This is a genomic window from Ruegeria sp. CDSB029, assembly GCF_059611125.1.
On record NZ_JBXWOX010000027.1, the window covers coordinates 47842 to 55591 of the forward strand.

Annotated in this window: 7 protein-coding genes; 5 read left to right on the forward strand and 2 right to left on the reverse strand. The window is 59.0% G+C overall.

The genetic code is table 11. The features are described from left to right. Positions 1-79 precede the first annotated feature (79 nt). From AC2FI8_RS22100 to AC2FI8_RS22120, 5 genes are all read left to right on the forward strand, one after another. Positions 80-1057, forward strand: a complete 978-nt coding sequence (locus AC2FI8_RS22100; protein WP_058275185.1) for a tripartite tricarboxylate transporter substrate binding protein — start codon at positions 80-82, stop codon at positions 1055-1057. 69 nt (positions 1058-1126) lie between these two features. Beyond that, the gene (locus AC2FI8_RS22105; RefSeq protein WP_496727345.1) at positions 1127-1609 is read left to right on the forward strand and encodes a tripartite tricarboxylate transporter TctB family protein; all 483 of its coding nucleotides are present in this window, start codon (positions 1127-1129) and stop codon (positions 1607-1609) included. Position 1610: 1 nt separating this feature from the next. Further along, the gene (locus AC2FI8_RS22110; protein WP_058275183.1) at positions 1611-3122 is read left to right on the forward strand and encodes a tripartite tricarboxylate transporter permease; all 1512 of its coding nucleotides are present in this window, start codon (positions 1611-1613) and stop codon (positions 3120-3122) included. After that, complete coding sequence (locus tag AC2FI8_RS22115; RefSeq protein ID WP_496780970.1) at positions 3112-4299, forward strand: CaiB/BaiF CoA transferase family protein; 1188 nt, start codon at positions 3112-3114, stop codon at positions 4297-4299. Before AC2FI8_RS22110 ends, AC2FI8_RS22115 begins: the two co-directional genes overlap by 11 nt. Then, positions 4296-5075, forward strand: coding sequence for a citryl-CoA lyase (locus AC2FI8_RS22120; RefSeq protein WP_496727307.1), 780 nt, complete (start codon positions 4296-4298; stop codon positions 5073-5075). Before AC2FI8_RS22115 ends, AC2FI8_RS22120 begins: the two co-directional genes overlap by 4 nt. Positions 5076-5079: 4 nt before the next feature. Here the strand turns inward: AC2FI8_RS22120 and AC2FI8_RS22125 are convergent, their stop codons facing one another. Together AC2FI8_RS22125 and AC2FI8_RS22130 are read right to left on the reverse strand one after the other, a co-directional pair. Then, entirely contained in the window at positions 5080-6594 is a 1515-nt protein-coding gene (locus tag AC2FI8_RS22125; RefSeq protein WP_496727306.1) for a heme biosynthesis protein HemY, read from the reverse strand. A 10-nt stretch (positions 6595-6604) separates the two neighbouring features. Continuing rightward, the coding region (locus tag AC2FI8_RS22130; RefSeq protein WP_496780971.1) for a COG4223 family protein at positions 6605-7750 on the reverse strand (1146 nt) is incomplete at its 5' end.

The following is a 7750-nucleotide window of genomic DNA, read 5'->3' on the forward strand; positions in this document are numbered from 1 at the left end:
AGGTTGATGTCAGGTTGACGTGTTTAGGTGCAGGATAATCTGTGCCGCTGAGCGGCCAGTTGTCAAATGGGAGGACATAATGACAACATTTAACCTGGGCCGTCGGGCCCTGATCGCAGCTGTTGCAGCAATTGGTCTGGTTGGACCTGCCGCATCCGAAGAAGTCGTCGACAGCATCCACTTTCTGATCCCCGGCGGCGCCGGCGGTGGCTGGGACGGTACCGCCCGTGGAACTGGCGAGGCCTTGACCAATGCTGGTCTGGTCGGCACAGCATCTTATGAGAACATGTCGGGCGGCGGCGGTGGCAAGGCCATCGGCTTCCTGATCGAAAACGCCGACAGCAACCACGGCACACTGATGGTCAACTCGACCCCCATCGTGATCCGTTCGTTGACTGGCGTGTTCCCACATAACTTCCGCGATCTGACACTGGTCTCGGGCACAATCGGCGACTACGCGGCGATTGTTGTGGGCAAAGACAGTCCTATCAACTCGATGGCGGACCTGCTGGCCGCCTATGACGCTGATCCGGGTGCGACCGCAATCGGTGGCGGCTCGGTTCCGGGCGGCATGGACCATCTGGTCGCTGCAATGGTTATGGAAGCCGCTGGCAAGGACGCGTTGGGCGTTAAATACATCCCTTATGACGCGGGCGGAAAAGCTATGGCTGCCTTGCTGTCGGGTGAGATCGCCGCACTGTCGACCGGTTTCTCGGAAGCCGTCGATCTGGCCAACGCGGGTGAGGTTAAAATCATCGGTGTGACCGCAGAGGAACGCGTTGATGCAGCACCTGACGCACAGACCATGAAAGAACAGGGCATCGACACCACTTTCGTGAACTGGCGTGGGTTCTTTGCTGCCCCCGGCCTGCCCGAGGACAAGCTGGCCGCCTATCAGCAAGCCATTGCCAAGATGTACGATACGCCCGAATGGGAAGAGGTTCGTGCCCGTAACGGCTGGGTCAACATCCACAACTCGGGTGCCGATTTCGAAGCGTTTCTGGAAGGTCAGGAACAGCAGATCAGCGACCTGATGAAGAAGCTGGGCTTCCTCTAAAGCAATCTACGGCAGAGCGTTCGGTCGCTCTGCCGTCCCAAAGAACCAAGATACACGGGAGGGGACGTTATGGCGCTGGATCGCTGGATCGCGCTTATTTTGCTAGGTGTTTGCCTAACATATGGGTACACCGCCTGGTTCACGATGGACGGAAGTCTTCCTCCTTTCATGCAGAGAAATCCGATTTGGCCCAGCACGTTTCCAAAGGTGCTGTCTATTCTGGGCGTGGTCGCGTGTTCAATCATCCTGCTTGGCTTGGAAAAGAGCGAAGTCAAAGAGGCCGATATCGATTACCGCAGACTTGGGGAGTATCACCTGGGTCAGGCAATTTCTCTTCTGGTGCTGATGGTTGTCTATGCCCTGTGCCTGCGCCCGGTCGGTTTTCTGATCGCGACATCCAGTTTCCTGATCCTCGGGTCCTTCATTCTGGGCGAACGCAAGTGGCACATCATGCTGCCTGTCGCGTTCGTGGCAACCGGATCCGTCTGGTATCTGGTTCAGGAAGTTCTTGGAATTTATATGCGCCCCCTGCCGGGCGTGTTCGGAGGCTGACATGCTAGAAGGACTTCTGATCGGCCTGCAAACGGCATTCTCAATTCAAAACCTGCTGATGGTCGTAGCCGGATGCCTGATCGGCACGTTTATCGGCATGCTTCCGGGTCTGGGCCCAATGTCGATCATCGCAATCATGATCCCGGTTGCGATCTCGATGGGCGATCCATCCGCCGCACTGATCCTTTTGGCGGGGGTTTATTATGGCGCGATCTTTGGTGGTTCGACCTCGTCCATTCTGCTGAATGCGCCGGGGGTCGCGGGGACCGTGGCCTCAAGCTTTGATGGCTATCCAATGGCCCGGCAGGGCAAGGCGGGCAAGGCCCTGACCATCGCAGCAATCGCCAGTTTCGCAGGCGGCACAATAGGGGCTATCCTGCTGATGGTCTTTGCTCCGGCGCTGTCTTCGGTCGCTCTGCTGTTCCATTCCGCCGAATATTTCGCGCTGATGGTGGTGGGTCTTTCGGCCATCGCAGCCTTTGCCGGTTCGGGGCAAGTGGCCAAGGCCATCATCATGACGACCATGGGGTTGATCATGGCCACCGTCGGAGAGGGGGCGCTGTTCAATCTTCCGCGTTTCACAATGGGCATCATGGACCTGCAATCCGGATTTGGCTTCATCACCCTGGCTATGGCGATGTTCGCCTTGCCCGAGGCGTTGTTCCTGGTGCTTAAACCCAAGGACCTGAAAGGGGACGACGGCAAGATCAAGGATCTGCGCATTACCAAGGCCGAGGCGAAGGCCATCACCCCGGTCATTGGCCGTCAATCGGTGCAGGGCTTCTTTATTGGCGTCTTGCCCGGTGCGGGCGCGACAATTGCCAGTTTCCTCGGCTATGCGGTGGAACGGAACATTGCCCCCAAGGATGAGCAGGAGGAATTCGGCAAAGGCTCGATCAAAGGTCTGGCCGCACCCGAATCGGCGAATAACGCGGCTTGTACCGGATCTTTTGTGCCGCTGCTGACACTGGGCATTCCCGGATCCGGGACAACGGCGATCCTTCTGGGTGCCTTGATTGCCCTGAACGTCACCCCGGGTCCGCGTCTTATGCTGGATGAACCTCAGATCTTTTGGGCGGTGATCATGTCGATGTTCATTGGCAACCTCGTCCTACTGATCCTGAACCTGCCGCTGATCCCCTACATTGCCAAAGTGCTGGCAGTTCCGCGCAACTATTTGATCCCGTTCATTTTGTTCTTCACGCTGATGGGGGCCTATATTGGGCAGAACAATGCCACCGAATTGCTGATCTTGGTGGGTTTCGGCGTATGCGCAACGGCGTTGAAATTCGCAGACTATCCGCTGGCCCCCTTGCTAATCGGGTTCATCCTTGGCGGCATGATGGAGGATAACTTTTCGCGTTCGATGCAGCTCTATGATGGCATCGCGTTTATCTGGGAACGTCCGATGACCCTGGGACTGCTTGCCATTGCCGTCCTGCTGGTTCTGCTGCCCAGCTACCGCGCACGTCGTGCACGGGCACGGGCCGCTGGTGTGGCTGATGGGGACTGAACCGCTTAGGGGTGTTCGGATCCTTGATCTGACAAACGTGCTTGCTGGCCCGTATTGTTGTTACCAACTGGCTCTGATGGGGGCCGAGGTGATCAAGGTCGAACGCCCCAATAGCGGTGATCTGGCGCGTGTGCTTGGGGCTGATCCTGACCGGAACAAAGCCGGTATGGGGGTCAGCTTTCTGGCGCAGAACGCGCAGAAGAAATCGGTCACGCTGGATATGAAATCCAGTCGGGGCAAGGCTCTGCTAAAGCAGCTTGTTAAAACGGCGGATGTTCTGGTTGAAAACTTCCGGCCCGGCGTGATGGATCGGTTGGGTCTGGGGTATGACGTTCTTCGTACCGAAAACCCTGCCTTGATCTATTGCGCAATAAGTGGGTTCGGGCAGGACGGTCCGCGCCGCGACGACCCGGCCTATGACCAGATCGTTCAGGGCATCAGCGGGGTCATGTCGATCACCGGCGCACCAGACACCGCGCCCTACCGCGTTGGCTATCCGCTGGCTGATACGGTCGGGGGGCTGACGGCCGCCTTTGCGGTGAGTGCCGCATTGAACGCAAATCCCCGTGGCGCGTTTCTGGATATTGCCATGTCCGAGGCCGTGATCTCGACCATGGGATGGGTTGTGTCCAACTACCTTGTCGGCGGTGTGATGCCCGGCGCGCATGGCAATGAAAACACAACCTCGGCACCGTCCGGTACCTTCGCCACATCCGACAGCCCGATCAACATCGCCGCCAATCGCGATGAACAATGGCAGGCGCTTGCCCGGCATCTTGGCCGCGAGGACCTGTTTGATGACCCTGACTATGCAACACGCGAAGATCGCAAACGAAACCGCCACGCTTTGCGGGGTGAGCTGGAGAAATCCCTGAAATTGCGTCCCGCGAGCGAGTGGGTCAGCGAATTGAATGGCTTGGGCGTTCCCACGGGGCAAGTGCTGACAGTCCCCGAGGCGTTGGCGGACGAACAACTCTCTAACCGGGGGCTGATTGGATCTCTGCACGTGCACGGAGAGGACATGCAGCTGGCAGGCAGCCCCGTGGTGATGGACGGGCAGCGAAATATGCCGAAAGTCTCACCGCCGGAATTGGGCGCGGACAACGATTCAATCTGGTCCGAACTTGGCTTGTCACCGAATGAGATCAAGGAACTGGCTAAGGACGGTGTGATATGAGCGATGTTTCCGACTGGTGGAGCACATCTATCATTGACATGGAACCCGGACGCATCGCCCTGCGCGGTGAACCCATCGAGGACCTGATCGGCAACCTCAGTTTCGCTGAAATGATCTGGTTTCTGGTTCGCGGCAACCGCCCGTTACCCGCACAGGCAGATCTGTTCGAAGCGGCCCTGGTTGCCGCCGTGGATCATGGACCACAGGCACCTTCTATTGCGACGGCTCGGATGGCAGTGACCTGCGGTTTGCCTTTGAACAACGCAATGGCCAGCGCGGTGAACATGCTGGGCGACATCCACGGCGGCGCCGGTGAGCAGGCGGTTGAGCTGTATCACTTTGTCGGGTCCCACTCGGGCGGGATCGGTGCAGCGATTGACAACTGGATCGACGACCACGGAAAGATACTGCCGGGTTTCGGCCACCGGTTTCACACACCGACCGATCCACGCGCACCGCGACTGATGGCTCTGGTCGCTGAGGCCGTAGAACGCGGCGCCTGTGACGGACGTTTCCGGAAAATCGCGTTGGATATCGAAGCAGAGCTTGCACGTCGCAAAGGCAAACCCGTCCCGATGAACATCGACGGGGCCACGGCTGTCATCTACGCAGAGCTTGGGTTCGAACCACCGCTTGCGCGTGGTTTGTTTTGCCTCTCCCGGTCAGTCGGCATACTGGCACATGCGTGGGAGCAAATGCAGCAAGGTGGCCGCAACAAAGGCCCCACACCTCCGACGTACCGCTGGACTTATGTCAGGAACTCGCCTGAGGAATAGCGCGTCAGGCCTGTTTCTCGACCACGGGTTCGACGTCGGGGCGGACTGGTTCCACATCCAATTCGATGATCTCGGGATCAACCGGTTCCTCGACGTCTTCCACTTCAACCTCGACCTCAGCTTCCGGCTCGCTGCTGTCTTCCAACGCACCAACAATCAGAGGCAGCATATGGACACCCGTCGCGCTTGCGATTTCCGGCGTTTGCGGTGTTTGCCAGCTTAGCGTGTCAAAGCTGCTGCAGTTCTGACAGACCGGAGCCCACTCGGGCTGAATGTCATGACAATTGTCGCAGACCCATTGTGGCCCGCGCGGAGCAGTCAGCGCCTTGGCCAGCCAACCCTGTACCACTGCGTCCGAGGACCCCTCGCCCCGTTCAATAGCGGCCATCAACGTGTAACCGCGCGCATCCGCCTGCTTTTCGACCACATCGCCCAGCGCGCGGCGCGCCTCGGGGAAGTCTTCGGCCACGATGTTCAGCTCCGCCAAAATCAGACGGGTTTCCATATTCTCAGGGTGAATGCGGGTTAGCGCGGTAAAGCGTTTGATCCGTTCATGTGGCGTTTCATCCGGCGCAATCTCGGCAAAGACATGGGCCAGATCGGGGTGCGGCTGCACCTCCCACGCTTTTTTCAGGATCTTGGTCGCATTGCGCGGTTTGCCTTTCTCGATATAGGCGCGCGCTGCCATTGCAGCCGCCGGCACCAGATCAGGAGACAGGCGGTTCGCCTCAATCGCGCGCTCTTGCTGTTCAACCGTGGCGTTCTCGTCCAGAATCCCCTTGGCCTCGGACAGGGCCAGCACAGCATCACGGCGCTTGAACACGTCACGCGGCAGGTGGCCGGATTTCAACTTGGCTGTCAGTGTCGACCGCGCGCCTGCCCAATCTTGCGCCTTGGTCTGCAGACCCAGCAGAATGTCCTGTGTTTCCAGATGACGCGGTTTCATCGCCAACGCTTTTTCGGCCAGTTTGCGGGCGGTTTCGTCATCCCCTTCGGCCAGTTTCTGCTTCATGATCCCGCGCACACCGACAAAGCGAGTTGCATTATCCGTCACCAGTTTCTTGTAGGTGTCAGCCGCCTTTTGGGTATCGCCGTTCATCTCGGCAGCCTGGGCCACCAGCAGGTTGGTCAGCTCGGGTTTGTTCAAAAGCCGCTCCGCCTTGGTGGCCTTGTTCAAAGCCACACGACCTTCGCCCGAGGCCAGCGCCATCAGCCCATCAGACAACGCTTGATAACCGCGCTGCTCGCGGCTGCGGTCGAAATAGCGCGACAGGGCGGTTTCGTCCCCGTTGAGGAACTTCAGCGTGGCGATCAACAGGGTCAGCAGCTTGAACAAAAGCCAAACTGCAAAAACCAGAACGCCCAGCGCGATGACCGATTGCAACGGCCCCAGAGTGTACTCCGTCCCGCCAGCTGTGATCTGTACACCACCGCTGGTTTCCATGAGGAGCCCGGCACCCACGGCCAGAAGACCGATAATCGCAACAAAAACTAGAATCTTAAACAGTGACCACAGCATGGCAGGTCCTTCAGTTCGAGTTCACGCTAGGCTGAAGCGCATTGGCAGCATCCACCGCGGAAACCCGCGCCTGTGCTGCCTGCTCCCAATCAGCCATAGCTGCCTGCGCCGCTTCGGGCAGGGATTTAAGTTCGGTCAGGGCCGTTGAGACGTCGCCACTGGACAGAGCCGACTCGGCACGAGACAGGATCGCATCCGGGCCATCGCCATCTTGTGGGGTGACCGAACGCGCCCCGGTCTGTCGCTGCAGGAATGCCACCAGACCGGTGGCTTTGTCCGCATCCCGTGCCTCCGCCAACGCGGTTCGCGCAGCAGGTGAGAACGATGCCCGCAAGGTCGATACGCTTGCAACGCCCTTATCGGCAGGGCCCGATAGCGCCTCAGGCACATCAACGCCGCCTGCCTTCAGTTCGGCGACAAGGTCTGCGTAAGGCTGACCAGCATCCAGTTGACCATGCAGGCGCGACAGGATCGCCGCGTTGGTCGCTGCCAGAGCCTCTGCCGAGGCTTTCGCCTCAAGCGTTTGTGCGTCCGACACCATTTTTTCCACTTCGGCCCGCTGCGCCGCCAGTGAGTCCTGTAATTTCTTCAGTTCGGCCTCAAAGGCTGCCGACGCTTCGGGGGACGCGCCTTGGGTCAGCGCGTCGCTTTCAATTTTACTTAGGCGGCTGGCCAAAGGATCAATCTTGCCCGCCAACTCATCGACACTGGATTTGAGCGTATCCAGATCGGAGGTGATCGGTGTCACCTGATCGGTCAGCGCTGCAATCTTGCTGTCGACGCCAGATGTGTCGGACAGGGACTTGGTTAGTGCCTCGATCTGTGTGGACTGATCGTTGAGCTTCGCCTCAAGCGTGGTAAGCGCATCTGTATCGCCAGATCCAAACAAGCCCGCGCTGCCAGCTGCAAATCCAATTCCCGCCGCGATCACACCACCGAGCAAAGCGGGGACAAATCCACTGCGTTTTTCTTCCTGCTGCGGCTCTTCACGATGCGCTTCTTCCGGCGGAGCAGAGTTCTCTTCCTGGGTCAATTCCACAGCGGCTTCTGCTTCGGCTTCTGCTTCTGCTTCGGCTTCTGCTTCGGCTTCGGCTTCGGCTTCGGCTTCGGCTTCGGCTTCGGCTTCGGCTTCGGCTTCGGCTTCGGCTTCGGCTTC

Bases quoted from the DNA above. Each gene is read 5' to 3' on its own strand.
- AC2FI8_RS22100 (WP_058275185.1), top strand. From the start codon at position 80: ATGACAACATTTAACCTGGGCCGTCGGGCCCTGATCGCAGCTGTTGCA.
- AC2FI8_RS22105 (WP_496727345.1), top strand. From the start codon at position 1,127: ATGGCGCTGGATCGCTGGATCGCGCTTATTTTGCTAGGTGTTTGCCTA.
- AC2FI8_RS22115 (WP_496780970.1), top strand. From the start codon at position 3,112: ATGGGGACTGAACCGCTTAGGGGTGTTCGGATCCTTGATCTGACAAAC.
- AC2FI8_RS22120 (WP_496727307.1), top strand. From the start codon at position 4,296: ATGAGCGATGTTTCCGACTGGTGGAGCACATCTATCATTGACATGGAA.
- AC2FI8_RS22110 (WP_058275183.1), top strand. From the start codon at position 1,611: ATGCTAGAAGGACTTCTGATCGGCCTGCAAACGGCATTCTCAATTCAA.
- AC2FI8_RS22125 (WP_496727306.1), bottom strand. From the start codon at position 6,594: ATGCTGTGGTCACTGTTTAAGATTCTAGTTTTTGTTGCGATTATCGGT.